Origin of the sequence: Candidatus Aegiribacteria sp. (assembly GCA_021108005.1) — a bacterium.
Lineage (GTDB): Bacteria > Fermentibacterota > Fermentibacteria > Fermentibacterales > JCC-6 > Aegiribacteria.
The window spans coordinates 1-26,177 of the sequence record JAIORS010000058.1; the positions used below are offsets into that span (position 1 = coordinate 1).

Genomic DNA, 26,177 nt, shown 5'->3' on the forward strand with positions numbered 1-26,177 from the left:
TCGTCATCTCTGGCCTGTGTGTAAACGTTGGGTATGTAATCATCCCAGGGATCATTATTATCCTTCAGAGCATTCCACCATTGCTGGGCAGGAGCTTCGTCGTATACCTCGTAGAACCAGAGGAATTCGTAGTTTTTCGTGACGTTCGCCAGTTCTTCAACAATAGTTGTTTTAATGGAGTAAACGGAATCCTCATACATCGCTTCAGCGGTCGATGAGTCTACCAACGAAGTATAATCCCCACCACATCTGAGAAAGCATAAATCGGAGGTTAGTAATTCATCGCTGTTCCGGAACCAGTATCTGTATTTAGTGGAATCTCCCCATTCCTTGAGGTACTGCATTACCTCCTCAGGGCAGATGGAGTAATAAACCCCCGCGCTGTCGCAGAGGGACATTAAGTTCATAAAAGCTGTGTTGGAGGCTCTACCGGAAAAGTTCACCGCATCGAAATTAAGCCATGACAGTTCGCATAGAAGTTCCAGTGTAATGTCTTTTACACCAATATCCGGACCTCTTATCCTCATGGCAAGGGTGGGTATGGTGTTATCGAAGGGAGTTTCCGCAAGGAGCGCGGAAAAGGAGATCAGTGTAATAACCACAATTATTAATCTTATCGGGGGGGATGCCATAATATGCTCCTTTCTGCTAAAACGAGTGGTACTGAAGAATCCATCTCAATTCGATCTTTCCCGCTTATCAATCCTGATAGAGGTTTATTTAAGCCTGCAAATACAGTTTATCACAAAGATGAGTTTGGGTCAAGGGGATTTTGTGCGTGCATTTGGGACGGACGGTATCATTGATTACAGGTGAATAAATCGAAAGTATAGATTGCAGCGGTCGCATGAACCGTGTCATGAACTGATTTCGGCACGTTGGAAAATCAAGTTTTTGTTGGTTTTCTCACTGTATAACCTCCGCCATCCTGATGAACTTTTCGGGAGGCAGCTGTTCAGCCCTCAGCCCGGGGTCTACCCCGGCCATCTCAAGAAGTTTCAGAGCTTCCTCTTTTCCCAGCAACGCTTTGAGGTTATTCTGAATGGTTTTTCTCCTCATTGAGAATGAAACTTTCACGATTCTTCTGAATCTGCCGTACAACTCTTCGGGAACCAGTGGTTCGCTCCGACGCTTAAGAACGACCACCCTGGAAAGAACCCCTGGAACCGGATAGAAATCCTCTGCGGGAACATCGATAAGGTTCTCTACGGTAAATATGGGCCATATCTGAAGTGAGAGCTTACCGTAATCCTTTCCTCCGTCAAGGGTCGCCAATCTGACGGCAACCTCCCTCTGGAGCATGATAACCGCTTTCTGAACATGCCTGAAACTGCCTTCAATCATTCTGAAAAGTATTGGAGAGGATATAGAATAGGGAAGATTTCCTGCGATTGTAATGAACGGGTAACCGGGCAATTCTGAGGGATCAACCTTGAGAAAATCAGCTTTGATAACGTTCAGCCGTTCACTTTCGAATCTCTTGCTGAGGAAAGATGTCATCCTGCCCGATATCTCAACCACAGACAAAGATTCGGATCGCGGAAGCAGCTTTTTCGTCAGGGAACCGAATCCGGGTCCGATCTCCAGGACGCTGCCCTCTGCAGGAATTTCAGCCGCGATTCTTGATGCCACGGAAGGATTGACAAGGAAGTTCTGACCCAGATTTCTATCCGGATTAAGTCCGGTTTGCTTCAGGTACTTCATCAGCTCAGTCAGCAGCATTATCCTCTTACCCGGAACGGCAGCTTCAGGCTTGCAGCCAGTTTCGCCACCGATCCCATATCCAATCCGGGATAATCAACTGCCGTAAGTTTGACGGAAGCGGATTTTCCTGCCAGTTCTATGAACTTCATCAAACTGTCCCATGCGGTTTCCTGCGCGGGACGGCAGATACTGCTGTACTCCTCTTTACATGACGCGTTCAGGCTTACACTTACCGAATCGAAGGGTTCAAGCAGTTCAGTGGTTTCTTCTTTGGATAACCTTTCAAGACAGGTTCCGTTCGTATTCAACCTGACAGAAAAACCCCTTTCAGAAGCTTTTCCCGCAAGTCTCCTGAGAAGCTCAGGTCTCATGGTGGGCTCACCGTATCCGCAGAAAACCAGTTCGTTTCCCATACCGGGACGCAGATGTTCAATAATGGATTCGAGCTGTTTCCCGTCCGGCTCTGCATGATGTTTCAGATGGTAACCTCCTATGCCATCCGTTCTGTCTTTTATACAGAACATGCAGCGGTTGGAGCACCTGCCTGTAATGTTCATGTAAATGTTTCCATACATACGATATACAAGGTCAGTTCTTCGCGGGTTGGCCAGCTGCAGTGCTTTGAGAGAATTACTGATCAGTATTCCGGCCGTATCCTTAGGATCCCTGCCCCATATTTCTGAAATAGTATCAGCCATGTACTTCACGTTGGAAGGTTCGTTCCTTTTTCCTCTTACCGGTTCGGGAGACAGATATGGAGCATCCGTCTCAATCAGAATCCTGTCAGCCGGTAGCGATCCGGCAAGATCCCTCAGACGACTGTTCTTCCTGAAAGTAAGCGGGCCTGCGAAACCTACATAATAACCTCTGGAAGCAGCCCGTTTTGCGAATTCATCCGGACCGGTATAGCAGTGCATGATAACCGGGACGGTAACATCATCACCCAGAGCATCAAGAACCTCCCTCTCCGCGTTTCTGGAATGAACAATAAGCGTTAATCCAAACACTTCCGCAAGCCTTATATGCTCTTTGAATACCTTCATCTGCATTTCAGCAGGAACCCTTTCCCGATAATTATCCAGTCCTGTCTCTCCGACAGCTATCACCCTGGGACGGAGAAGAATTTCTACAATTTCATCGGGGCTCTCCGGAGATTCAGGATCGAATCCGTTTGGATGAATTCCCGCCGCAGCGTAAACGCCGTGGCAGATCTCGGACAGTTCGGCTGCCCTCATGCTGCTTTCAAGAGATATGCCGGGAACCATGAATCGTGTTACACCGGATTTCTCCGCATTGGCAAGCACGCTGTCGAGATCTTCGCTGAACCGTTCATCACAGAGGTGACAGTGAGTATCGAAGTACTCTAGTTTCTCCAGATCAGATCCTCCCTGGCGGGTCCTGTGGAGATTGCCTTGATATGTACGCCTGTGAGTTTCTCAATGAACAGCACGTACTTCCTGGCGTTTTCGGGCAACGCGTCCCATTCCTGCTCTCCGGTGATATCCTCTTCCCATCCGGGAAGGGTTTCGTACCGGGGTATGTGTTTCCCAAGCCTTTCCCCTGTTTCAAAGAGAGTAAGATCGATATCCGGGTCAAGTTCGTATTTCTTGCAGACTTTAAGCTCGGGAATGCCGCTCAGGACATCAAGAAGAGTAAGCGCTGTCCAGGTGCAGCCGTTTATTCTGGCCGAGTAATTCGCGAGAACCGCATCGAACCATCCGCATCTTCGTGGCCTTCCGGTAGTAGCTCCGTACTCATTACCCTGTTCTCTTATTCTGTCTCCAAGAGAACCTGTCAGCTCCGTCGGGAATGGTCCATTCCCGACTCTTGTGGTATAAGCCTTCATGACTCCTGCTACTTCATCGATCATAACCGGACCGATTCCGAGACTGACGCATGCAGCCCCGGCTATACATGAACCGCATGTGACAAAGGGGTAAGTACCATGATCGGGGTCGAGAAGAGTTCCCTGAGCGCCTTCAGCAAGAATTGAATTATCTGATGCAAGTATCTGCGCGATAACCATCGATACGTCCTTCGCGCGGTCAACCAGTTTCAGAGATTCGCGGTTGAACACCTTAACTTCTTCCCTCAGCGATTCGGCGGGCACTTCGGCAAGATCCAGCCGTTCTATGCATTCATCGGTGATGGCGGCGGATTTTTTAAGAAAAACCTCCGGCACAGCAGCATCCTCAAGCCTGATTCCCTGTCTCATGAATTTACGTACATAGGTGGGGCCGATTCCTCGCCTTGTAGTGCCCACTGAGGCGTCTCCAAGTTCTATTTCATTGGAGTTCTCAATATATCTTCCGGCTGGATGAACAAGATGCACTTTTCCGGAAATCACAAGCCTTTCCGCAACGGACAGCCCCTCATTCTCCATAGTCTGCATTTCTTCCGTAAGAGCGACGGGGTCCAGCACGCATGAAGCCCCTATAATTCCCAGCACTCCGGGTCTTATCAATCCGCTTGGAAGCTGATGAAGCGCAATCCTGCGCCCGTCCGCTTCAACTGTATGTCCCGCGTTGGCTCCGCCGGAGAATCTGGCAACGGCTCTTACGTTTTCAGAAAGATGATCGACCATCTTCCCCTTACCTTCGTCGCCCCACTGAAGTCCGGTAATTATGGTTGCAGGCATTTTATTCCTTCCGTGAACTGATCTAGAACTTCTGAGTTGACCCGCACCAGCGATAACTTAGCTGATGATCGAAGCTATTTCGGCCGTTCAGCAACGTTGAGATGGTGTCTGGTCGAACTAATTTTACAATATTCATGAGCGTAGCAGTATTCAATTTGTTTAATCGACTGCCTGAAAAATCCATTTTTTAAGCTCTTTAATACCGCTGCCGGTAATCGATGATACGGGTATTACCGGCCCCATATCCTGTGCCTTTCTTACAGCTGACGCAAGCTTTCCCCGCTTGAGCTTATCCGATTTCGTGAGGGCGATGATGTAGGGCCTGCCCCTCTCCTTAAGAAATTCCACCATTTCGATATCGTTGGGTAAGCACGGATGCCTGGCATCAATGAGCAGCACTACACCTCTCAGCGGAATTCTGTCCATGAGATATGAAGCTATCCATCCCGTCCATTCTGTACGGTTCTTCCGGGGAGCGCGGGCAAATCCATAACCTGGAAGATCAACAATGTAAAACATCCCGGATACCGAATAGAGGTTAAGGTACTGTGTACATCCGGGGCGGGAGCTTGTCCTGGCAACGGAATGTCCTCCATTGAGCCTGTTAATAAGAGAAGATTTTCCAACGTTTGACCTGCCGGCAAAGGAAAGCTCGGGAAGCCTGTCAAGGGGCAGGGTTGCTGGCCCCGGACAACTCTTGAGAAACTCTATATTCATGGAGGCCATTGATAGACCTGCTCAGCCGACTTTTCCAGGTTTTTTTGTCTTTCTTTTTTTGACTATTTTGGGATCAGCATTCCCTTTAACAACTTCCGGTGAGATTACGAGTTTACTCACGTTATCCAGATCGGGCAGATCGTACATCGGTTCCAGAAGAATTCCCTCAAGCACGGATCTGAGTCCCCGCGCCCCGCTTCCCGCTGCCTTTGACTTTTCGGCAACTGCTTCAAGCGCTCCCTTTGAAAATTCGAGATCTACATCCTCAAGTTCAAAAAGGTACCGATATTGACGTACCAGAGCGTTCTTTGGCTGAGTAAGCACTTTTACAAGATCATCTATATCCAGATCGTCAAGCGATACCAGTATAGGGAGTCTTCCAACAAGCTCGGGTACCAGGCCGTACTTAACAAGATCATGGGATTCGGCATGTGCGAGCATGTTGTTCTCCTCCCGGCCAAACGAATCAAGAACAGCGGTGAAGCCAATAGCGTTCTTCTTGAAGCGTTTCTCGACAATCTTTTCCAGTTCGTTGAACGCGCCCCCGCATATGAAAAGGATATTGCTGGTATCCACCAGAATGTTGTCCTGGTAAGGATGCTTTCTTCCTCCCTGGGGAGGCACACTGGCAACCGTACCTTCAATAATCTTCAGAAGAGCCTGTTGAACACCCTCGCCAGAAACATCTCTGGTAATGGATGGGTTTTCCGATTTTCTGGAGATCTTATCGATTTCGTCAATGTAGATTATGCCCTGCTGTGCGGTTGCGACATCCATGTCGGTCACCTGAAGCAGACGAAGCAGTATGTTCTCGACGTCTTCTCCAACGTATCCAGCTTCGGTAAGTGTTGTCGCGTCGGCAATGGCAAAAGGCACATCAAGAATCCTGGCAAGGGTCCGGGCAAGAAGAGTTTTCCCAACGCCGGTAGGCCCCATAAGAAGAATATTGCTTTTCTCGAGTTCCACTTCCGGGGATTCCCTGATGGTTCTCAATCTTTTGTAGTGATTGTAAACCGCTACCGAAAGGACTTTTTTTGCCTGTTCCTGGCCTACAACGTACTCGTCCAGCTTTGCTTTGATCTCCGAGGGGACAGGAAGATCATCCTGCACCAGTTCCGGAATTTCCAGATCATGATCGGTTTCAATGTCAACAAGTTCGCTGCAATATCTTATGCACTCATCACAGATATGAACTCCCGGTCCCTGGATCAGCTGGTTAACTTCACCGATAGATCTTCCGCAAAAAGAACATTTTTTCTCTTTAGCCATACTTTTCTCCGTTAGTTTCTGGATTCAAGCATATTGTCTATGATACCGTAATCAAGTGCTTCCTGGGCATCCATCCAGAAATTTCTGTCCGAATCCTTCGTTATTCTCTCAAGAGGTTGACCGGTATGCTCGGACAGGATGATATTCAGTTTTTCCCTGAGTTTGAGAATTTCATTTGCCTGTATCTCTATATCGCTGGCCTGCCCCTGGGCTCCGCCCATGGGCTGATGGATCATCACCCTGGCGTGTGGAAGGATATTTCTTTTTCCTTTAGCCCCCGCCGCAAGCAGAACCGCTGCCATGCTGGCGGCTGTTCCCATGCAGAATGTAGCCAAAGGCGGCTTTATGAACTGCATCGTATCGTATATTGCCAGCCCCGAAGAGATCTCGCCTCCCGGGCTGCTTATGTACATATTGATATCCTTTTTGGAATCTTCCCCTTCCAGAAACAGCAGTTGCGCAACTATCAGGCCTGCGGTCTGATTGTTAAGAACGTCACCGACAAATATGATACGTTCCTTTAAAAGGCGGGAATAAATATCGTAGGATCTTTCTCTGTTCCCCTCACGCTCTACAACAAAAGGTATAATGGATGCCATCAGGATTTTTCCTTCCCAGCTGTTTCGCCAACGGTTTCCTGATTTCCATCTTCAACCAGGACCCAGCGCCATAACGAATCAGGCATATCTTCCTTATCGGACTCTGTATCAGTGTTTTTCTTTGGCTTCTTTTCAGTGATATCGGCACGATCCAGAATTAGTTCCATAGCTTTTTTGTTTCTTAACCTGTCAAAAACCGATGATCTCGATTCCTCCGGGCTCTTTTCAGCCTCTATATCCTCGTCGGTAATCTGAATATTTTCCTTTTCCGCGAATGCTCTGAGAATCAGAAATTCACGCACCTTATTCTGTGCAAGCTCCTCTGCCGCTTTTAATGTTTCCTTCCCTGGATCCTCTTCACCCAGTCTATTCACGTAATCCTTTTTCAGATTCTCAGCCATGTACTCAGGTGGATCGAAGGGGTTGCTCTCAAGAATGCTGTCAACGGCAGATCTTTCCTTGAGGTATACAACCTCCTGGTCGTAACGGGTCTTTACACTCTCTTCCACCTTTTCTCTGAGTTCCTTAAGATTCTTCATCCCTGCGGCCTTTTCAGCGAACTCGTCGTTCAGGTCAGGAAGGACAGGACATTTCACCCCGGTGACAATGAAACTATGTACCGGAGGTTTTTCTTCTTCAGGATCATCGCTGTTCATCCTTGCCGAGAACTCAAAACCCGAGGCAACCCCCGTTACCAGCTGGTCGAAACCCTCTCCTATCTGCGATTCTCCGATTCTGACGTTGAATTTCTGCGGTTCATCGGCGTTTCCGGCAGGACGGGCTTCCAGAAGAACAAGGTCTCCATCCTCAGAAGGTCTTTCAACGGTTTCAAAACTGATCATTTTTTCGCGGAATGAATCGATTGCTTTCTCTACAGCGTCTTCAAGGTCAAGGGGTGGTATCTCTATGCTGATACCATCGGTTCCAGCGGGTTCAGGCGTCTGGAAGAGAGAAAACGTCATTTCAAAACTGTAAGAGTCGCCTTCAACAGGTAGTTCGATTTTGCTTTCAGGATCGTTATCATCAAGGATCCAATCTTCCTTCTCAAGAAGATCGGATGTGAATTCCTGCCTTACACTGTCCGCGACTTCAGCTTTTATCATATTTCCATACTGTTTATCGATGATCGACTTTGGAATTTTCCCCGGCCTGAAACCCGGCATCTCAATATCCTTTGAGATCTGCTTCCGTATTTTCCTGAAAAGCCCGTTTATCCGTTCAGCAGACTCGACGAAATGAACAGTTCTCCTGTTGTCTTCCGATTTGACAATATCATACATATAAAAATCTTCCCTGTTTTTTGATGGTGCGAGAGGGGGGACTTGAACCCCCACAAGTTATACTTACCAGATCCTAAATCTGGCGCGTCTGCCAATTCCGCCACTCTCGCAACGGCATTAATTTACGTAGTTGGCAAATATGCTTTGATAAAGCTGTTTCGTCAAAGCTCATGCGAATCATCCGTGTAGACATCAGAAGCAGCCGGATACCGACTGTTTCCGGTCTGAAAGCAAGCTGCTCCGGTCCCGTTGGTTAATCGGGATGCAGTTCCCTTACAAGTGCGGACTCATCACTGCCTGGATACTTGTTCAGCAGAAGATCAAAGAGCCTGTCTCTCTCTCCGGGCGCTCCATGGATATCGTATATGTCAGCTGCCCTGAAGATGGCTCCTGGTGCCCACTCCGAATTCGGGTACATGTAGTAAAGAGCTACAAGATCTTCTATTGCCTTGTGTGACTGCCCTGCCTCTTCCCAGCAAATAGCCATGTAGTACAGGGCATCGTCCGCAAGAGATGATGAAGGATACCTGTCATGGAGTTCCAGAAAACCCTGTGCCGAGATCTCGAAACTGCCCTGCTGGAACTGTCTGTAAGCTTCATTGTAGAGAAGCTGCGCATCGGGTCCGGTGGTGGTATCCTGCACAGTGGCGCCTCCCGCGGTGTTCAGCCTCATAAGGGCAAGGTCGAGTTCATCTGCCAGCGCGGTGAGTCTATTCACAAGATTCGCCGCCCTGTTTCCCGACTGCGCCTGAAGACCCCTCAGAAGGACTTCGTTATCTTCAACAGCCCTGGCGAGAGAGTCAATATCTTCCTGCATTCTCTGCTGATCCGCATCGATATTCTCTATCTCCTCGGGTGTGCGAACCCAGAAACCAAAACATCCCGTGAACATCAGCAGAACAAGAATCGACGCAATGGATAATCGCAGCATGATCAGTTTCCAGGAAGAACGCGGAAGTGATCTCTTCTGTTAATTGTCCAGGCCTGCTCCGTATGCGCAGGATCGAATGGTCTTTCCTTGCCGTAGCTGACGTATTGCAGTCGGCCGGAATCAACACCGTAGTTAACGAGGTAATTGTACGCGGCAAGAGCCCTGTTCTCGCCCAGAGCAAGGTTGTAGTCTATAGTGCCTCTTTCATCACAGTGCCCCTCTATCAGAACCCTGAAACCATAGGTTTCCATTATGTATGAAGCGTTCTCCATAAGCAGTTCAAGAGCATCCCCCGAGAGTTCATCACTGTCGTATTCGAAGAAGACATCGTTGAGGTGTTCCTGATGAACAAGCAGCAAATCGGTGGATGTTGACAGTGTGTCCGTGTTCCATACACCGGCAAGTGTATCGGGCAATTCCTCAACAAAAACTGTGGTCGTATCATGACCGTCAGGTATAGTACTATCGGTTCTGCATCCGGAGAAGGACATCATCACGGCAATCAGTATTGAAGCGGCCAATAATGTAATCAGTTTAACGTTCACAATTCACATCCCGCCTTTCAGAAGAGATACGATACGATCATCTGAATCCAAGAGGTGACCAGGTTGGGCAGTAGCTGTCACCCTCATCGGATAGTTTTCTAATTGTAAGTCCATTGAGTTCAATAACATATACGGCTCTCTCTCCGTCCATATCGCTGCTGAAAGCGATATGCCTTCCTGTCGGCCCCCATACGGGATCTTCGTTAAGAGACCCCTGAGTCGTGACCTGCCGGATGTTGGAGCCATCGGCATCCATAACGAATATGTGAAAATCCCTGCCAGCCTGAGCGGTGTACGCAATTCTTTCACCATCAGGTGACCAGGTCGGACTGTCGCAGTAACCATGGGAATTTGTGGCCCTGATGGCCGTACCTCCGGAGCTGTCCATAATGTAGAGTTGAGGATAGCCTATCCTGTCGCTGGTAAATACTATCTGTCTGCCGGTTGGAGAAAAACTCGCCGAGGTTTCTATTGATCCCCTGAGTGTAAGGCGGGTCGTTTCTCCGGTATCGATATCAAGAAGGTGAATATCAACATTCCGGTCGCTTGACAGTGTCAGAGCCACGGTTTCACCACCGGGACTCCAGGCGGGAGAGGAATTCAGGCCCGGGATACTCAGAATCCTGTCAGCCTTTGATTCTGCAAAGCTGTAGCACCAGAGGTCAGCGTTTCCCGATCTGAAAGAAGTAAAAACAATTCTGTCGCCATCCGGAGACCAGGCAGGGGTTGTTATTACATCCTCGTCGAACATCACGACCCTTGCGTCCCTTGGATCCTGTGACTTCACCTCCAGCGCATAACCGGAAGGATTTCTGGTCACGTAAGAGATCCAGGTTGAAGCGATACCATCTTCTCCTGTCAGATCGTATACAAGGTCATCGGCAAAGGCGTGTACCAGCGCGTAGATATTCTGTCCTGAGTAATTTCTTGCAAGAAGGTGTTCCCCCCCTGATGTAACCTCCGCATGGAGATCGATTCCATTAAGGGAGTGCGTTACTTCTACTTCTGCCTCCGCATATCCTTCGTCGGAGGTGATCAGCAGTCCGGAGAAATCGATGTCTTCTATAAGTTGATCCAATGCGATATCAACAAGATTTCTATCCCCCGTGACACTAACCGAAATTGGAATACACTGCGCGCCCACAGGGGTCATTGGAATGAAACTGTCCGATAACAGAGATCCTGCTGAAATGGCCAGAAGAATTGTAAGTATTAAGATTTTCACTTCATTGCTCCGGTCCAACGAATTCAATGTTTATTACCGCCGGATTGTTTCGTCCCGGCGGCATTGGAGGTATCTGTGCCATGGCAAGAGCGTTCTCTACAGCTCTATCAAAGGCTGAAGTACCACTTTTCCTTATTACTTCAATACTGGTGGTACCATCGGGATTAACGGTCAGGATTATTCTGTAGGACCGCTCAGGCTCAACCGAGGTTCTGTACCCTCTTCGTACAGCATTAAAAACTCTTGATTCAAAGGTTCCGGGCCCGGGAGCGCCTGTTCCTGCGGATCCCTCTCCGCTGACGGAAGCAAAATTCTGTTCAACAGCTGGAATCTCCTCGGGTGGATTTTCCTGAGGGGTCTCTTCGGGAATCTGCTGATGATCGACCTCTTCTGGATTCTCTTCCACCGGGTTCTCAGGATGTTCCACCACATCCGGTTCCTCGACGATCTGTTCCTCAACGGGTTCTTCGGCGAGAACTGAGACCTGTATTGGTTCCTCCTGAATTTCCGCAGGACCGGTTATCTCAGCGGGAGATACTTCGGAAGCGGAAGTTGCCGTAACCATTGTGACCATCATGGCCTCATTACCTCCGGCAGGCACTTCAGCACTGCCTTTGAAAGAGATCAACCCGACAAACAGGATAAGCAGATGCCCTGCACCGGCAAGGATGTAATCAAGCCTGCGAATCGAATAACAGCTTGAATTCTGTCCTTTGCTGTCAGTGAATCTCACTGCTGTTACCCATACTTTCCTGAATCAGCCCAACACTGAGATATCCTCCGCTGCCCAGTTTTGTAAGGGCATTGGCTACTATCTCATACCTTACGTCACGGTCTGCCCGTACAAAAGCTTCAGATCTTCCCGAGGAGAACGCCGCTTCAGCCAGGGGTCTCAGATTTTCCATCAGAACCGTTTCTCCCGAAACGGACAGATTGCCATAGGCATCAATTTCAATAACAAGTGATTCGGAGGGGTCAAGGTTGTTTAAAATTCTTCCCTCGTTGGACGAAGGCGGCAGAACATCCGCGCTTCTCTGCATCACCGGTGAAGTCAGCATGAATATCACCAGTAAAACGAGGGTTACATCCACCAGGTTGGTGACGTTGATAGCGGAGAACTGTTTGTACCTGGTCTTGATCATTCCAGGCTTCCCCTTCTGCATACATCCACAAGTTCGGAAAGGAATCTGTCCATGTCCCCTGCCAGCGAATTAATCCTTCCCACAACGAAATTATGGAAGATATTGGCAGGTATGGCCGCGAGAAGCCCAGCGACGGTAGTAGTAAGCGCAGCCGCGATACCCGCTCCAACCGCGCTGAGATCTGCAACTCCAAGTTCCTTCATTCCGATGAAACTAGTGAGTATTCCCCATACGGTTCCAAGCAGCCCAAGCAAAGGCGCTACACTTGTTACAGTCGCGAGCAGCCCGATATTCCTTTCACGCTGAGCAAGGTCTTCCCCCGCCTCGCGTTCAAGAGCGCTTGTCAGGCTGCCTACCTCCTGGGGTGAAAGAGGTTCAGTTATCCCTCTGTCCTGTCTTCTCTGAAGGAATCTTCCAGCCTCGGCATACATCCTGGCAAGAGGGCCCACTTCACTGTTTCTGTTCCAGAAATCATTCCCCGGCGGTTTTCCCGTAGTCCTGAGGGCGTCCATGAATTTCTTTGAAGAACCCAGTATAGCCCTGAATTCACGGATTTTAGCGATGGCTACAGCCCATGAACCAACGGAAAGGACAGCGATGATAATAAGAATGAATTTCGTTACAACATCGGCTCTGGCTACGATAGTGAGTACCTGTCCAATCAAGGATATTCCTCCCTTGCTTCAGCAATGGCATCAATTTCGTGTATGATGCCGAGTGATAACTCATCAGAACCGGTGTCTACCGTTTCAAATATCTTAATAACCTTAGCCATAATCGTTTCTTCAACACTATATACACTCAAAGGGGTGGTTCTGTTCCATATACATCATTTACCATGTGTGTAAAAGATAATATGATATTCGGGAATATACGATAACTCTCAAATAATCACGAATGGTCAATAATGAATGTATTTCTTTTCTTTGTTACCTATACCCTTATCTCCGGGGGTCTTCTTTTGTGTGCCATGATACTGACCGGAGTTCAGGGAAGTATCGCGAAAGTATTCGCCGCTTCGGCCATCGCCAACCTTACGAGTCTGATTCCAGTAGCTTTCCTTGGGAATATACTTCCCCTTGTCGTACTTATCTGGCTGCTTTCAAAGTGGACATCCGGCAAAATATTCCCTGAAATAATTCTTGTGGTAATTGTTTCATGGGGTCTGAGGCTGGTTCTCTTATTTTTTGTGCTTTCCTCTATTTTTAACTCCGATTGATACCAGACCCATGGGTACGGGAGATACCCTTAATCGTGCATTAGAATATCCCTTGAAATCTACGGAAGTATATCCTTTCTTACCGGGGAAATCACTGTTATACTATTTATCTGTATTTTCAAAAGGGAAGGAAAACGGAAATGGCCAGTAATTCAGATGTGATCTATTATGGTAGCAGTGAAATCGGGGGTAAAGCATCGGGTCTGGTGGATATAGTGGAAAGCCTGCGAGATTGCGGCAGTAACACTTCCTTCCCAATGGATGTTTACGTACCGGAATTCTCGGTAATAACAACCGAGTTCTTCCTCGATTTTGTTCATCGCAACGACCTGCAATCCTATGCCGACGGTAATGAACCCGATGACAGGATAGCCATGGCTTTTCAGAAGGGAAGCATGTCCCCGATGCTTACAGGTGACCTCTGGAAGTTCGTAAGCGGAACCCATGAACCTGTAGCAGTCAGGTCCTCAAGCCTTCTCGAAGATAACCTGAAGTCACCGCTGGCCGGCATATATCAGACGAAGATGATTCCGAATAATCAGCCATCAGATGAAGTAAGGTTCAGAAAACTGATAGAAGCCGTCAAACTCATCTGGGCCAGTACATACTTCAGCGATTCCAGGGAATTTCACAAAGGTATCGGAAGTTCAGCCTCTGAGGAAGCTATGGCAGTAATTCTTCAGAAGATAGTCGGAAGAAAATATGGTAACAGATTCTACCCGGTTGTGTCCGGAGTAGCGCGCTCATTCAATTACTACGCGTTCGGCAAGGCAAAACCATCGGATGGAGTAGTAAATCTGGCCCTTGGACTTGGCAAAAGCATTGTTGATGGCGGGCTTTGCTGGTGCTACAGCCCCAAAAGTCCCAAAGCTCCTCCACCCTTCGGTTCAGTCGGAGATATGATGAAAGGTACTCAGAACAGCTTCTGGGCAGTAAACATGGATAGAATCACTGTTTTTGATCCGATAAAGGAAACAGAGTATATGATTTCCTGCCAGCTCGAAGACGCTGATTACGATGATACACTCAAGTTCGTGGCATCAACGTATCTGCCGGAATCTGACAGTCTTGTTCACGGAACGGGCAGAAAGGGACCGAAAGTGGTTAATTTCGCCCCTATTCTTGATGATAGGGTTATACCCGTTAATGACGCTGTGCTGGATGTTCTTGATCTATGCTCAGAAAAAGCGAATGCTCCCGTAGAAATTGAATTCGCCTTCAAGGGGCCCGGTCAATCGGAAGACGCGTCTCTGGGGCTGCTCCAGGTAAGACCTATAGCCGCGTTCACCGAAGAAGTGGACATTTCAGAAGCAGACATGAGCGGAGAGAATGTTCTGGCTCTATCCCGAAGGGCTCTTGGGAACGGTACAACGGAAGTCGAATATGTTGTGTACGTAAAACCTGAAACTTTCAATACTTCAGTTACCAGGCAGATCGCTTCTGAGATTGCGCGTATCAACAGAATACTTATGAACGATAACGCAGGATACCTGCTTATCGGATACGGTCGCTGGGGTAGCTCCGACCCGTGGCTGGGCATACCTGTAACGTGGGGGCATATCTCGGGAGCTAAAGCGATTATCGAGATCTCAGGCCCGAAGATGAGGGTAGAACTAAGCCAGGGATCGCACTTTTTTCACAATCTGTCCAGTTTCGGTGTTGGTTACCTTTCGGTAAGCGAACCGATTGACGGACCAGTAAACTGGGATACTATCAATACCGGAAGTGAAATCCTCCATGAGACGGAACATGTAAGGTGCCTGAGAATTCCCGGTGGAGTAAGCGTAAGAATTAACGGCAGAGAAGGACTTGGAGTGATACTCAGATGACTGAAAAGAGAACGGAATCTCATAAACTGCTGAACTCTCTCAGGGAAAGAGCAAAGGAACTTAACTGTCTGTACATGATCGATGAAATCCTGATGAGTGACGAATCTCTTGAAGAGAAACTTCAAGATGTTGCGGAATCGATGCCTCATGGCTGGTGCAATCCTGAGTATTGCGAAGCCAAGATAGCGTACATGGGCAGAGAATACAAATCGATGGATTACCGTGAGGGGGGCACTGAGCTTTCGGAAAGTCTGACGATCAACGGCGGCAACGTTGGAATAGTTCTTGTTTCCTATCCTGAGGAAGTACCGGAACTTGACATGAGCAACGCCTTCCTTGAAGAAGAGAAGAAGCTGATAAAAACACTCGCCAGAAGAATAAGCCATACCATCCTTCACGACAGTCTTTCCCGGATGTTTAAAGAGGAAGAGTACACTGATCAATCCGACTCAGGTGAGCCCAAATCCTGGAAGACAATTCTGGACATGCTTCTGATTACCGACAGCAAGCTTTACCAGATACTCTCTAGAAGACTTCTTAATTACCTGAGTTTCATTGGTATAACCGATGCCACTGCCCTTCTGAACAGATGGACCGGCCAGATATCTACGAAGGATGCTGATCTTGACCACCAGGGAATCAATCAACCTACTCCCAGGCAACAGTTCGAGGTCAGCTACGAACTTGTGGAAGAAATATTCGCTATAGCATCAAGGGAATTGAGCGATGGGCAGATACTTAACCTGCTCCAGAAGTGGATAGGTGAAAACAGGATAGATCATCTGATTAACGTACTGGACAATCATGCAAGTTCGCTGACCGATATTATACAGGCCATGGACACCCACAGGGAAGTTCTAAGCAATGAAGCAACCCTGTCAGAACCGGTATTGAACGCTCTTAAAGTATCCCTCATAAGAAGACTGGTAAGCAGAAGACTGGATTATATCAGCCGCATGAAGGAATTGGTTTCCATCGAGGATTTCTACAGATTGACAGACTCCCTCATTATTCCAACCAGAAGTCATGGACAGCTCGGGGGGAAGGGGGCCGGCCTTTTCATGGCGAAGCAGATACTCAAGCTCGCAGGCCTGAGAGATCCTGTGCTATCGAACATCAGGACACCTGAGACATGGTACATAAGCAGCGACGGAATACTTGATTTCGTTCACCACAACCGTCTCGAGGAATTACTTGAATACCGGTACAGGTACCTTGCTGAGATACGTCTGGAGTACCCGAACCTGATACAGCTTTTCAAGAACTGCGCTTTCAGCCCTGAAATGACACAGGGGCTCTCTATGGCCCTTGATACTATCGGAGATTACCCCCTTATAGTACGCAGTTCAAGTCTCCTTGAAGATAGTGTGGAGGCCGCTTTCAGCGGGAAGTATAAAAGCCTGTTCCTTGCGAATCAGGGTACGAAAAGTGAACGGCTGGAAGCTCTTATGGACGCTATTTCGGAAGTTTACGCTTCAATGTTCGGCCCGGATGCCATTGAATACAGGAACGAAAGGAATCTTCTGGATTTCCAGGAGGAGATGGGTATTCTCGTACAGCAGGTTGTAGGAACAAGAGTTGGAAAATACTACATGCCTTCGTTCAGCGGTGTCGCGTTCAGCCAGAACGAATTCAGATGGTCTTCCAGGATAAGAAGGAAGGATGGCCTTCTCAGGATTGTACCTGGTCTTGGAACCAGAGCGGTAGACAGGCTCGGAGATGATTTCCCGGTGCTTGCCGCGCCGGGACAGCCCGGATTGAGAGTCAACACCAGTGTCGAAGAGACTGTAAGGTACGCGCCCAAATATATGGATGTGATCAACCTTGAGGAACGCAGGATAGAAACCGTAAAAGTCGAGGATGTTATTTCCGAATATGGACCGCAGTATCCCCAGGTCGGGAAGGTGTTCTCAACCCATAAGGAGGGGATGATAAGGCGGGTTACGCGACTAACCGATTTCGAGAATGAATACGTTATACCAACCTTTGAGGGTCTTCTCAGCCCGGAAGCAGGCTTCCTAAAAACCATGAGAGATATACTGATCACGCTTGAGCAGGAATGTGGTTTCCCCGTTGACATAGAGTTTGCCGCTGATGGCGAGAACATATACATCCTTCAGTGCAGACCGCAGAGTTCCTGGGAACACGATGAGGTGGTACACCTGAATGAGAAACCGGATCCCGATGACATTGTTTTTACCGCCGATAAATACGTTTCGGACGGGTTCATTCCGGAAATCGATCACGTGGTCTACGTTGACCCGTTTGAATACGACAATCTGAAGAATCTTGATCAGCTTGTTTCGGTGGGAAATGCGGTTGGCAAACTGAATGGTATTCTTTCAAAGAAAAGCTTCATCCTTATGGGTCCCGGAAGATGGGGGAGCAGGGGTGATATCAAACTTGGGGTACAGGTAACCTACTCCGATATCAACAATACCGCGGCCCTGATAGAAATGGCTTTTCAGAAAGGCAGCTACGTGCCTGACCTTTCCTTCGGAACTCACTTTTTTCAGGATCTGGTGGAAGCTGGTATAAGGTACCTTCCCCTCTATCCAGATGACAGCAGTGTCATATTCAACAAAGCGTTCTTTGAAAAGAGTAAGAATGTTCTTAGCAAAATCCTTCCGAATTGTGACGATCTGACCCATGTTCTAAAAGTTATTGACGTAAAGGCAAGCACAGGTGGGAGGATTCTGAGAATAGCGATGAGCGGGGACGAGGGCGAAGCAATCGCGTATCTTGCAACCGATGATGATCTCGACCAGAAGGAACCTGATAAACTGCTGCATACCCGTAATGCAGTCGATTCCAATCCAGATGAACACTGGCTGTGGAGACAGCGAATGGCTGAAACCATGGCTTCGAATATCGATCCGGATCAATACGGTATCAAAGGCATCTACCTCTTCGGAAGTACCAAGAACGCAACTGCGGGTCCATGCAGTGATATAGACCTTCTTATTCATTTCGAAGGTGACGACAGAACCCGTGAGCAGCTGGAATCCTACCTTAATGGATGGGACGTTTCTCTTTGTGAGATGAACTACATAAGAACAGGTTTCAAAACGGAACACCTTTTAGACGTACACATCGTCACAGACAAAGACATAGAAGAAAAACAATCCTATGCTCTCAAGATAGGTTCCGTAAACGATCCCGCCCGTCCGCTGGAAATGAAGACCAAGCGTTAAAGTAATTCCCTGGATGCCGATTCGGGGTTATCAGGATCGAACCTCACAAGAGCTAATTCCGGACCGTCGTGAGCCGCGCTGAACATTGTGGTTTCACCTATACTGTCCATCCATTTGCCCGTGATCCCGCAGGATTCGTGTATATGTCCATGCAGTGTGATGAGAGGCTGTCTCTTCTTTATGAACTTCTGAATTGCGATGCTCCCTACATGAACATCAAGGGGAGCGTGGTCAATCATCCTGCCATCTAAGGCAGCCCTGTCAAGATTCGTCCTGTACGGCGGAGAATGAAAAAGCATTATGGCCTGTGAAAGATCGTCACCGTCCGTAAGCAGCTCCAGGTCATCCTTGATCGTGGAATAACGCATTTCATAATCCGATACAGGAACTGTGTGAATTCCATCTTCAGGATGAATACACCCCGGATCAACGTACCTGGACACATCGTATTTCTCCCAGTCCTTCAGTCTGAACGGTGTAGGGGGAACATAGGAGTAGCCGTAAACCTGATGAGAACCCATGCCGATCTTCCGGTTATGAACGTAATGCCACAGTCCGGTTCTCGCCGCTTCAATCATGGTGGCCTCTTCAAAGCGCCCGTCATCGTTTCCGAGTATGAGGAATATCTCGGGGTAGGGTTTCACCGAATTTTCTTTAATATGTAAAAGTTCTTTCGCGAGGAAGTCGTTTATAAAATCTTCATTAAGAAAATCCGACGCGAATACATGAACAGCTCCCGGGAGAAGATCGCCACCCAGAAATACCGCGTCAGGTTCCTCTTCCCTTATCACCCGGAATAGTTCTTCGTAACGGTGAACTCTTCCATGCAGATCCGAGCAAAATAAACAGTGTGCCATATTGATCGATAATTGAAAAAAAGGCGCCCGATGTAAACAGGCGCCTTACTTTATCATCAGAGCTGGGACTAGATCCAGCCTCTGGCTCTGCAGGCATCAACAACCTTACTTACGCTGATTATATACGCCGCATCGCGCATGTAGAGATTGTTCTTTGAGGCAAGTTCACTGACAGCAACAAATGCTTCGGTCATCTTCTGGTCAAGTTTGCCAAGCACTTCATCCTTTGTCCAGTAATAGTTCATGTTATTCTGAACCTGTTCAAAGTATGAGCAGGTTACTCCGCCGGCATTGGCGAGGAAATCGGGAATACAGAAGATACCTTTTTCCTCGATGACCTTATCCGCCTCGGGTGTAGTGGGACCATTGGCGCCTTCGCCGATAATCTTTACCCTGCTGCTTATCCTGTTAACATTTTCTGCATTGATTTGATTCTCAAGAGCGCAAGGCAGAAGAATATCAACTTCCTGATCTATCCACTCATCCCCTTCGAGAATTTCGTACCCGAGGTCAACTGCTTTCTTCTTGTCGATACCGCCGAATTTGTCGGTTATTGACAGGAGTTCATCAAGGTTTATTCCGTCTTTCCTGCGGAATGTATATCCCTTCTGATCAGCCTGATCCCAGCAGGATACACAGATCACGGTTCCACCAAGCTGGTTGTAAAGCTTGATCGCGTACTGGGCAACGTTACCGAATCCCTGAAAACTTGCTGTTGTATCCTGTGGTCTGATGTTCAGCTGTTTGAGAGCTTCCCTTACTGTGAAAATCAAACCAAAACCTGTTGCCTCTGTTCTGCCAAGGCTTCCACCCATACCCACTGGCTTTCCTGTGATCACGCCGGGGTACTGAGCACCCATAATAGTCTCGTATTCGTCCATCATCCAGAGCATATGCTGGGGACTAGTCATTACATCGGGAGCGGGTACGTCCTGGAGGGGGCCTACGTTACGGGCAATCTGACGGATCCAGCCCCTGCAGATCTGTTCCTGCTCGCGCATGGAGAGGTTATGAGGGTCACAGATAACGCCGCCTTTTCCGCCGCCCAGAGGGATGTCAACAACCGAACACTTCCATGTCATCCACATTGACAGTGCCCTTACTGTGTGAATTGTTTCCTGGGGATGAAATCTGATTCCACCCTTACTCGGTCCCCTGGCATCGTTATGCTGACACCTGAAACCTCTGAACACTTTTACAGTTCCATCATCCATATGAACAGGGATATTGAAATGATACTCCCGCATTGGATTTCTAAGAATACCTCTTGCACCCTCATCAAGATCCAGGTAATCAGCTACTTTATCAAACTGCTCCTGAGCCATCTCGAATGCATTGAAGCTACCACCAGACATCAAAGACTCCTCTCAGATGAAAGAAAACCTCCCTGTACCTTCTGCAAAAACAGGAATAAGGGAGATATTTTACCCCTTCAGGGGTGGTTAAGAACTACTTTAAAACCCATTGATAATCTAATTAAGCCGCACGAAAAAGAGAAGTCTCAGAATCCGAATGTCAAAATGATCATCCTTTGGGAATATGCATGGCCTGCTGCGTGTTCCCATTTTAGCCCACTCCGACCTTGCAACGGATCTGCGCGAAACCAGCACAACCATATTCCGCGGATTTGTCATTACATCGGTACAGTTTCATGTCATCCACCTGGATAATACCCTTACCGGCTGCATTGTTTCCCGATTCAATTTGAGCATACGAACATGCTCAGTGGGCCACTGCTACCGGAAAGATTGATCTGTTCTATTGTAGTCAGTTCAGTCAATGCGTCCATCAGATCTCTGTCTGCCATGATGTCGCTTCCCAAACCAATAAACCTGTTCCTGCCTGTACCAAGAACAGGGCCGGATGTACTGTCAGGATTGTTCGCGACAAGAATGAAACCTCTGTTGTTCTCATCCAGGTTCATCCATACAGAGACTAATGAATCTGTGTTTCTCTGCATATAACTTACGCATTCTGCTCTGTCTTCAAAAAAACACCTTCCATTTTCAAATGATGCTCTATGTGGATACCATACCATTGAATCCGGGAAACCAATTTCATCAATGTGCATCCGAATGCCAAGATAGCTGTATGTGTCGAGGAACAGAACAACAGGCAAAGAATATTTCGCAGATTCTTCTACAGCCAGGGTAGCTACTTGAAGAAAGTCTCTGTCCCACTTGCATCGCTGTGGAATTGTTGTTCTTCCTGCGAATGGAAAGCACATAACCAGCATCAGCACCGCCGATGCCAGGATTAATATCTTTCGCGCGGAATTCTTTGAAGGAAGGCCTAGTGACGCAGTTATCATGTATGCAGAATACGCAATTGCGTAATGCCTTGCACTTGGTCTGAAAAAACTCAGCGTAATGAATGACCAGAGAATCAGACTTCGGGTGATATTGTCGTTGTGCCTGAATCCAATTATTGTGAGAGTCAGCATCAGGATACCGAGGAACAGTCCTGCAAGAGTTCTGGTTGAGATAAAGCGGATTCCCCAGGTATCAAAGTTGAAAGCAGCAGTTCCACCGGCAAATCGAAGAGTTGTTCCCGCCACAGAAAGAGGCATTCCGGCCATTCTATGAATAAGTGGAATTTGATCCGGGAATCCAATATCATCAACAGCAATTTCAGTATGCTGAGGATCCAGTTTTGATATAGTATTGCCTGCCCATGGAACAAAAAGAAGAATTACAGAGAGAAGAACAATGGCCGATTGCTTCCACTTCCTTTGCAGCAGCAGCAGAGAAACAACCGCAGCTGTTCCTATCCAACCAAAGTAGTGAACCCATGTGCAGGCGGAAAGCAAAATAATCAGAATTATCAAAGAGCTTTTCGAATGTAGTTTTTCGTTTCTTCGGTATGCAAGAATCAGCATAAGCCCCAGGAGGGCTAGCATGGAATACATCCGAATTTCCACTGCAAGGTGCAGTGTAAACGGGCTGACTGCCAGGAAAAGTGCTGCCGGGAAAGATAGATGTCTGATAGCTATGAATAGCATCGCAATTACAAGAGCCAGTGAGAAAAGGCGGAGAATCACCATTGAGCTTCCAAAAGTGTGCGAAACAAGCCACAGGACAGTGTAATAACCTGGAACATGGAAGTCCGCACCTACATTACTCAGCAGGTGACTGTAGCTGCCGGAGGCCAGATATACGGTTAGTCCTTCATCTCCGGTGTAGCTTTTTTGACAAGAAAGCGCGAAAAAGACAATTACGGGAATGAGCAGCAGATATTGCCACCAGCTCACGGTTCGTGTTGCAGCAGACATCGTCAAGTCTCCTCTGAATCAAGACTCTCAGGGTTAATTGAATCTGGAATGACCACCGGGATTTTCGCCATCGATGCGTACGTCTTGCAGAACCACATAGACGGTCACAATTCACACGAAATACCATTACAAATAACGGTGCTATTGCTTCAATTTACCTGAATTCCATTTCACCCGTTGGGGGTGTTACTTCCAATGCCCAGGACATACTCCTAAACCGCAAAATAGCATATCAAGCGGCTTGCCGCAATGGCTTTGCTGTGGCCCGAACAAGTCTACAATGGCATGGTAAACTGAATCATTCAATGCCGGAATACCGAACCACAGGCGGAGAGATACATTCATGGAATGTACTTCTAGAACTCGAACTCAACCCCCAGGATAGGCATCATCCCCCACTGATGGATGTAGTCTTCTTTCTTCTCGATCCGGTTCCAGAAAGTAGCAGTGACATTCCGCCTGTTATAAACATTCCAGACTGAAGCATAGCAGACCAGTGTCGATTCGCTGAAGTGGAATCTCCTGTCAACACGGAGGTTCAGGGAGTGATAAGCGGGATATCGTTCGGTATTGATGCGGGTACAGTCGAGTATGGTCCGGTTGTACTCCTCGCATGCTGCAAGGTCCAGCGGCGTGTATGGACGACCTCCAGCGAACAGCCACCTACCGCTGAACTCCCAGTTCCTGTCCAGTCTATAGCCGCCTTCCACCGTGACCGTCCACCGGTTGTCGAATATCCGGCTCCTCCAGTCCTCCCCCGGACTCCTGTATTCGGAGATCGAGCACGATCCGGCCAGTAACCCGTAGAGGCCGCTGATAAGACGCTTCTGCAGTGTGGTCTCCACACCGGCCGAGCGCGCATACGCCCCGGAAACCAGAGTCTCGAAAGCGTACAGGTCCTGCTCGCTGCTGAGCCCGTCCAGAACGAAGTATCCTGTCTGCGAGGGATCGTAGGGGAAACTGCCGTAACTCTTCAGGTACCCTTCCATCACAAGGCGGATATCATCCGCCAGTAACTGTTTCCATCCGATAACTGCATGGTGGGAGACGGGATCTTCCAGATCCGCGAAGTCAGCATCCCTGGAGATTAATTCAGCAGGTAAAGTCTGCCTGTGGATCCCTGCTGCTGCGCTCAGTACCGTGCCTTCAGAGAGCTCCCAGGTGATGGAGCCACGAGGTGACAGACGGGTCCTGCCGGTCAGATTATTGTGGTCCATCCTGGTTCCGCACGAGAGCGTCACTTCGGGTATGATCGACCATGAACCGCTCAGGAAGACGCCTCCGTTCGGAGTACTGAGATCCCTTCGCACCGACAGCGCAGGTATTGGTTCACCGCTGTAGTTCGTATCAGCCGCGTAGAAGTTGTCGAACCGATCAAACCTGTACTTCCCATCGAATCCGAACTCCAGCATCAGTCGCGGCGATGCCTGCCAGGTGTTATCGTTCCGGAGCTGAAGAGCTTTCTCAGTGGAGTTCTGCTCGGACTGGACATCACCGGTAAGAACCTCCCGGTAATCACCCTTGAAACCAATCCCCTGGAACGAAATGGTGGTGGTGGAGAAACCGTCCCCCTCCCAGAGCCATTTCCAGCCAAGACCCGTTACAAGATTCCAATTTTCAGTGATCCCGTAATTCGTGTTACCGTCCTCGTAAGCTTGTTCATACGAATAATCGACATAGTCTACGGCACCAATACCCAGTAACGAGATACGGTGCGAGGGGGACAGGTCGAATTCCACCTTAGTCTGGAAATCGGAGTAGGTTGGAACAGCATCAATATCCGCGATGTCCACGAGCAGGTCGATGTATGACCTTCTCGCACAGGCCAACCAGCTGCCCCTGCCGTTGTCGAGTGGCCCCTCGAACACCACCCCTAATCCGGACATGCTCAAATCCACCTGCCCGTCGAACTCCTCCCGATTGCCCCCGCGAAGCTTAAGTTCCATGACGGAAGAGAGCCTGTCTCCGTATACGGCAGAAAATCCCCCGGCGGAGAACCAGACTTCTTCGAGCAGGTCCACGTTCACCATACCCAATCCCCCCCCGGATGTACCCTGCCGGGGGAAATGGTTGATGTTGGCTATCTCCACTCCGTCGATGTAGATGCCATTCTCCATAGGATTGCCCCCCCGGACTGCAAGGCCGTTGTACTGGTCATCCACCTTGGAGATGGAAGGCAGACCGGCTATCACACGGATTACGTCCCCCGCTGAGCCGGGTGTTCTTCTTATCTGTTCTCCGGTAAGCTCGATACTGCTCGTCGGATTGGTCTCATCCTCACGGAAGCAGGTTGGCCTTACCTCGATGACCATGCCAGAAATCGCAGCGGTCACCAGTGAGAACTCGACGAAGGTTACTCTTCCCGACCTTACCATGATATCAGTCTTGACCTCCGGATGATGACCTACACTACTGACGCTCATGCCGTAACCGCCCACGGGAACATCAATTATCGAGAAAGCTCCCGAAGCATCTGTCATACCCCCGTAAGAAGTCCCTTCGATGATTACATAAGCACCGATCACCGGATCCTGTGTCCGCTCTGAGACAACCTCACCACTAACACTCCCGACCGGTCCGTCGGCGTACACAATTGAAAGGAGAAGGAGAACCGGGGTAACAAGGAACGATGATCTGAAGCTCATTGCACTATCCCTTCCATAAAGAAGTCGATATTCGGACTGACGCATAGCTTGCGCATCATCCGTTTTAATCATATGATTTAATCATGTGATTAAAATATGAATAATACTGGATTCGTCAATACCCGCGGCTTGCCGGATGACACTGGAGAGTTTACATTACGCTGAGATTGAACCCGGAGGACTGATGGAGAATAATACCGGCGCCAGGCAGAGGATAATCCTTACAGCGATAGACATCCTGAACAGAGAAGGTATCAGCGGTATTACGACCCGCCGCATCGCTGAGCAGGCCGGAGTTAACTCCGCAGCCCTGAACTACTACTTCGGCTCCAGGGATAACCTCATTGAGCAGGCCCTCACCGCCACCCTCGAACACGCCTTCAGCGACTGGAGGATGATCCTTGAGAACGAGGATCTGAACCTTCCCATCCGCATCTTCTGCTTCCTTGACTTCACCATGGAGGGCATAGCACGCTATCCGGGCCTCGTCCGCTCTCACCTCTTCGACACCAACATTCCAGGCAACTCACGGAAGCTCTTCGAGGACAGGCTGGCTGTTATTATCGATGATCTGGCTGTGAAACTTGAGGGTACCGACTCCCAATCGAGAGAGGAACTCCGCATCTCTCTGAGTCAAACGCTCATGATTTCAATATTTGCCGCAATAAGTCCGGATCTCTATAGGGTGATCTCCGGAGACCATGAATCTGAATCTAAACGAGCAGACTTTCTGATAGGGCTTCTCAGCCGTAATCTGGGGATTAAGCTTGAGCTGACCGCTCGAGCCAGGATGTCTATTCTCAAGACCCTGAGGGAAGCCTTCCAGGAATGAAATAGTATTTAGCCCTTTGTCCACTGAAAACTATGGCTGGATTCAACTCGTAAGAGTTACTCTGAAATTGACACTGAAGTACTCTTGCTGTCAAGACTTCATAGTTCTAAGATTGGATGCAAGCAAGGGAGATAATCTCAACGACAACTTATCAGTCATTCAGATAATTGGATCAAGTGATAGAGGAAAAGCCGCTGGAATTACATCAAGCGGCCTTATCCATAATGGTACCGGGGACGGGACTTGAACCCGTACAGGCAATTGCCCACTAGGTCCTTAA

The 26,177-nt window shown here is 48.5% G+C and carries 22 protein-coding genes and 1 tRNA gene; 4 read left to right on the forward strand and 19 right to left on the reverse strand.

Annotated features, from left to right (window positions below; translation table 11 throughout):
* The 15 genes from K8S15_03495 to K8S15_03565 all read right to left on the reverse strand — a co-directional run.
* A partial coding sequence (locus tag K8S15_03495) for a hypothetical protein (GenBank protein MCD4775099.1) occupies positions 1 to 632 on the reverse strand: 632 nt, incomplete at its 3' end.
* Positions 633 to 906: 274 nt separating this feature from the next.
* Positions 907 to 1,722 carry a 16S rRNA (adenine(1518)-N(6)/adenine(1519)-N(6))-dimethyltransferase RsmA gene (rsmA, locus tag K8S15_03500; protein ID MCD4775100.1) on the reverse strand — a complete coding sequence of 272 codons (816 nt, stop codon included), beginning with the start codon at positions 1,720 to 1,722 and terminating at the stop codon, positions 907 to 909.
* A complete protein-coding gene (locus K8S15_03505) occupies positions 1,722 to 3,008 on the reverse strand; it encodes a TatD family nuclease-associated radical SAM protein (GenBank protein MCD4775101.1) in 1,287 nt (428 codons plus the stop codon). Before K8S15_03505 ends, rsmA begins: the two co-directional genes overlap by 1 nt.
* Before the next feature lie 59 nt (positions 3,009 to 3,067).
* Positions 3,068 to 4,342: an adenylosuccinate synthase gene (locus K8S15_03510; protein MCD4775102.1), complete on the reverse strand. Its 1,275-nt coding sequence runs from the start codon at positions 4,340 to 4,342 to the stop codon at positions 3,068 to 3,070.
* Between the two features lie 159 nt (positions 4,343 to 4,501).
* The gene (gene yihA / locus K8S15_03515) at positions 4,502 to 5,068 is read right to left on the reverse strand and encodes a ribosome biogenesis GTP-binding protein YihA/YsxC (GenBank protein ID MCD4775103.1); all 567 of its coding nucleotides are present in this window, start codon (positions 5,066 to 5,068) and stop codon (positions 4,502 to 4,504) included.
* A 12-nt stretch (positions 5,069 to 5,080) separates the two neighbouring features.
* Positions 5,081 to 6,328: an ATP-dependent Clp protease ATP-binding subunit ClpX gene (gene clpX / locus K8S15_03520; GenBank protein MCD4775104.1), complete on the reverse strand. Its 1,248-nt coding sequence runs from the start codon at positions 6,326 to 6,328 to the stop codon at positions 5,081 to 5,083.
* Between the two features lie 11 nt (positions 6,329 to 6,339).
* Positions 6,340 to 6,927: an ATP-dependent Clp protease proteolytic subunit gene (locus tag K8S15_03525; protein ID MCD4775105.1), complete on the reverse strand. Its 588-nt coding sequence runs from the start codon at positions 6,925 to 6,927 to the stop codon at positions 6,340 to 6,342.
* Positions 6,927 to 8,207: a hypothetical protein gene (locus K8S15_03530; protein ID MCD4775106.1), complete on the reverse strand. Its 1,281-nt coding sequence runs from the start codon at positions 8,205 to 8,207 to the stop codon at positions 6,927 to 6,929. The genes K8S15_03525 and K8S15_03530 overlap by 1 nt, the downstream gene beginning before the upstream one ends.
* A gap of 24 nt (positions 8,208 to 8,231) precedes the next feature.
* Positions 8,232 to 8,317 (reverse strand) — tRNA-Leu (locus tag K8S15_03535).
* A 143-nt stretch (positions 8,318 to 8,460) separates the two neighbouring features.
* Entirely contained in the window at positions 8,461 to 9,138 is a 678-nt protein-coding gene (locus K8S15_03540) for a tetratricopeptide repeat protein (protein ID MCD4775107.1), read from the reverse strand.
* 2 nt (positions 9,139 to 9,140) lie between these two features.
* Entirely contained in the window at positions 9,141 to 9,683 is a 543-nt protein-coding gene (locus tag K8S15_03545) for an OmpA family protein (GenBank protein MCD4775108.1), read from the reverse strand.
* 37 nt (positions 9,684 to 9,720) lie between these two features.
* Entirely contained in the window at positions 9,721 to 10,908 is a 1,188-nt protein-coding gene (locus K8S15_03550; GenBank protein ID MCD4775109.1) for a hypothetical protein, read from the reverse strand.
* A gap of 1 nt (position 10,909) precedes the next feature.
* Complete coding sequence (locus tag K8S15_03555; GenBank protein ID MCD4775110.1) at positions 10,910 to 11,641, reverse strand: TonB C-terminal domain-containing protein; 732 nt, start codon at positions 11,639 to 11,641, stop codon at positions 10,910 to 10,912.
* Positions 11,628 to 12,050 (reverse strand): biopolymer transporter ExbD, encoded by a 423-nt coding sequence (locus K8S15_03560; GenBank protein ID MCD4775111.1) that lies wholly within the window; start codon positions 12,048 to 12,050, stop codon positions 11,628 to 11,630. The genes K8S15_03555 and K8S15_03560 overlap by 14 nt, the downstream gene beginning before the upstream one ends.
* Positions 12,047 to 12,715, reverse strand: a complete 669-nt coding sequence (locus tag K8S15_03565; GenBank protein MCD4775112.1) for a MotA/TolQ/ExbB proton channel family protein — start codon at positions 12,713 to 12,715, stop codon at positions 12,047 to 12,049. Before K8S15_03565 ends, K8S15_03560 begins: the two co-directional genes overlap by 4 nt.
* Before the next feature lie 242 nt (positions 12,716 to 12,957).
* Between K8S15_03565 and K8S15_03570 the strand changes: the two genes are divergently transcribed.
* From K8S15_03570 to K8S15_03580, 3 genes are all read left to right on the forward strand, one after another.
* A complete protein-coding gene (locus K8S15_03570) occupies positions 12,958 to 13,269 on the forward strand; it encodes a hypothetical protein (protein ID MCD4775113.1) in 312 nt (103 codons plus the stop codon).
* Between the two features lie 140 nt (positions 13,270 to 13,409).
* Positions 13,410 to 15,098, forward strand: a complete 1,689-nt coding sequence (locus K8S15_03575; GenBank protein ID MCD4775114.1) for a PEP/pyruvate-binding domain-containing protein — start codon at positions 13,410 to 13,412, stop codon at positions 15,096 to 15,098.
* Positions 15,095 to 18,292: a nucleotidyltransferase domain-containing protein gene (locus K8S15_03580; GenBank protein MCD4775115.1), complete on the forward strand. Its 3,198-nt coding sequence runs from the start codon at positions 15,095 to 15,097 to the stop codon at positions 18,290 to 18,292. Before K8S15_03575 ends, K8S15_03580 begins: the two co-directional genes overlap by 4 nt.
* On the opposite strand, the gene K8S15_03585 is transcribed toward K8S15_03580, so the two are convergent.
* From K8S15_03585 to K8S15_03600, 4 genes are all read right to left on the reverse strand, one after another.
* Positions 18,289 to 19,149 (reverse strand): metallophosphoesterase, encoded by an 861-nt coding sequence (locus tag K8S15_03585; GenBank protein MCD4775116.1) that lies wholly within the window; start codon positions 19,147 to 19,149, stop codon positions 18,289 to 18,291. The two genes, K8S15_03580 and K8S15_03585, sit on opposite strands and share 4 nt — an antisense overlap.
* A gap of 68 nt (positions 19,150 to 19,217) precedes the next feature.
* Entirely contained in the window at positions 19,218 to 20,504 is a 1,287-nt protein-coding gene (locus K8S15_03590; GenBank protein ID MCD4775117.1) for a Glu/Leu/Phe/Val dehydrogenase, read from the reverse strand.
* 344 nt (positions 20,505 to 20,848) lie between these two features.
* Positions 20,849 to 22,420, reverse strand: coding sequence for a hypothetical protein (locus K8S15_03595; protein ID MCD4775118.1), 1,572 nt, complete (start codon positions 22,418 to 22,420; stop codon positions 20,849 to 20,851).
* Between the two features lie 356 nt (positions 22,421 to 22,776).
* Positions 22,777 to 25,065, reverse strand: coding sequence for a TonB-dependent receptor (locus K8S15_03600; GenBank protein ID MCD4775119.1), 2,289 nt, complete (start codon positions 25,063 to 25,065; stop codon positions 22,777 to 22,779).
* A 184-nt stretch (positions 25,066 to 25,249) separates the two neighbouring features.
* Between K8S15_03600 and K8S15_03605 the strand changes: the two genes are divergently transcribed.
* Positions 25,250 to 25,897 carry a TetR family transcriptional regulator gene (locus tag K8S15_03605; GenBank protein ID MCD4775120.1) on the forward strand — a complete coding sequence of 216 codons (648 nt, stop codon included), beginning with the start codon at positions 25,250 to 25,252 and terminating at the stop codon, positions 25,895 to 25,897.
* Positions 25,898 to 26,177: the final 280 nt, after the last annotated feature.

Coding starts and splice junctions, on each gene's coding strand:
- K8S15_03530 (MCD4775106.1), bottom strand. CDS start 8,207: ATGTATGATATTGTCAAATCGGAAGACAACAGGAGAACTGTTCATTTC.
- K8S15_03560 (MCD4775111.1), bottom strand. CDS start 12,050: ATGATCAAGACCAGGTACAAACAGTTCTCCGCTATCAACGTCACCAAC.
- K8S15_03540 (MCD4775107.1), bottom strand. CDS start 9,138: ATGCTGCGATTATCCATTGCGTCGATTCTTGTTCTGCTGATGTTCACG.
- K8S15_03575 (MCD4775114.1), top strand. CDS start 13,410: ATGGCCAGTAATTCAGATGTGATCTATTATGGTAGCAGTGAAATCGGG.
- K8S15_03595 (MCD4775118.1), bottom strand. CDS start 22,420: ATGTCTGCTGCAACACGAACCGTGAGCTGGTGGCAATATCTGCTGCTC.
- K8S15_03600 (MCD4775119.1), bottom strand. CDS start 25,065: ATGAGCTTCAGATCATCGTTCCTTGTTACCCCGGTTCTCCTTCTCCTT.
- K8S15_03525 (MCD4775105.1), bottom strand. CDS start 6,927: ATGGCATCCATTATACCTTTTGTTGTAGAGCGTGAGGGGAACAGAGAA.
- clpX (MCD4775104.1), bottom strand. CDS start 6,328: ATGGCTAAAGAGAAAAAATGTTCTTTTTGCGGAAGATCTATCGGTGAA.
- K8S15_03580 (MCD4775115.1), top strand. CDS start 15,095: ATGACTGAAAAGAGAACGGAATCTCATAAACTGCTGAACTCTCTCAGG.
- K8S15_03605 (MCD4775120.1), top strand. CDS start 25,250: ATGGAGAATAATACCGGCGCCAGGCAGAGGATAATCCTTACAGCGATA.
- K8S15_03510 (MCD4775102.1), bottom strand. CDS start 4,342: ATGCCTGCAACCATAATTACCGGACTTCAGTGGGGCGACGAAGGTAAG.
- rsmA (MCD4775100.1), bottom strand. CDS start 1,722: ATGCTGCTGACTGAGCTGATGAAGTACCTGAAGCAAACCGGACTTAAT.
- K8S15_03570 (MCD4775113.1), top strand. CDS start 12,958: ATGAATGTATTTCTTTTCTTTGTTACCTATACCCTTATCTCCGGGGGT.
- yihA (MCD4775103.1), bottom strand. CDS start 5,068: ATGGCCTCCATGAATATAGAGTTTCTCAAGAGTTGTCCGGGGCCAGCA.
- K8S15_03590 (MCD4775117.1), bottom strand. CDS start 20,504: ATGTCTGGTGGTAGCTTCAATGCATTCGAGATGGCTCAGGAGCAGTTT.
- K8S15_03585 (MCD4775116.1), bottom strand. CDS start 19,149: ATGGCACACTGTTTATTTTGCTCGGATCTGCATGGAAGAGTTCACCGT.